Below are 1,098 nucleotides of genomic sequence, written 5' to 3'. Positions count from 1 at the left end.
GGGCTCGCCGCCCAGCAGTTCGCTCTCCAGAGCGGGGTGGCGCTGCACGGTCAGCCCGCGCACGAGCTGCGTCACGGCCCGGTTGCCGGCCAGGCGCTGCAATGCCAAAGCATCCGGCGCAGGCGATCCGGAGCGTCGAGCGGTCGGGCGCTCAGCCGACGAATCCTGCCCCTCAACGGGAACTTCCCGGCGCATGGCGTCACACTCCCCGTCCGGAAATCGTACAGTCGGACGATCCGAACGTCCACACATCCCGGGCCGTTCGCGGACTTCGACCGGTTGGATACCTCCTCACCAGTCTTGTCGGCGGCAAACGGTTTGCGCTACGGTACCTGGGAGCGCTCCCAGTCTGCGGGCCCGTGCCCGCGAGCTCAGTACGCACCCTGCTCGCAAGGAGGCGACGCATGGCTCTCTGCGCACAAAAGCCTGGTGAGCCGGCTCGGCTTCCGCGGTGAGCGCCGACCGGCAGGTCCGCTCGGGACGTGGGCACGGTGCCCCTCATTTTCCATCGGCGATGACAAAGCGAGCCGCCTCGCATTTCGTGAGAGAGGAACGCCATGCGAGCCACCCCGGGAAGGAGCCGCTCGGGTCTCCGAGTGGTGTGCGCAGCGGTGCTGGCAGGTCTCGGTGTCGTGCTTCCGGCACCGGCCGCGTCGGCCGCCGGCGTCGACACCGACGCCTCGTACGTGCTGGTCAACCGCAACAGCGGCAAGGCACTGGAAGTAGCCGGAAGCGCCACCTACGACGGCGCCCGGATCACCCAGCGCACCCGTGACGACCGCGCCTCCCAGCAGTGGCAGTTCGTCGACTCGGGCGGCGGCAACTACCGCATCAGGTCCAAGCACAGCGGCAAGATCCTGAGCTTCCCCGCCACCGCCGACCGGACCGGCCTGGTGCAGAACACCGACGCCGGCCGCGCCGGCCAGCAGTTCCGGCTGGCCGACTCCGCCGGCGGCGACGTCCGGCTGCTCAACCGGGCCAGCGGCAAGGCCGTGGACGTGCTCGGCTCCTCCACCGCCGACGGCGCGCGGATCGTCCAGCTGCCCGACACCGACGGCGCCAACCAGCGGTGGCAGCTGGTCAAGCTCGCCGCCGACA

At 70.4% G+C, this 1,098-nt stretch carries 1 protein-coding gene; it reads left to right on the top strand.

The window, feature by feature from the left end:
* Positions 1 to 611: 611 nt before the first annotated feature.
* A partial coding sequence (locus tag CCN39_RS48200; RefSeq protein WP_244211356.1) for an RICIN domain-containing protein occupies positions 612 to 1,098 on the top strand: 487 nt, incomplete at its 3' end.

The organism is Amycolatopsis kentuckyensis, assembly GCF_002155975.1.
GTDB classification, from domain to species: Bacteria; Actinomycetota; Actinomycetes; order Mycobacteriales; family Pseudonocardiaceae; genus Amycolatopsis; species Amycolatopsis kentuckyensis.
This window is presented reverse-complemented; position numbering and strand designations above follow the sequence as displayed.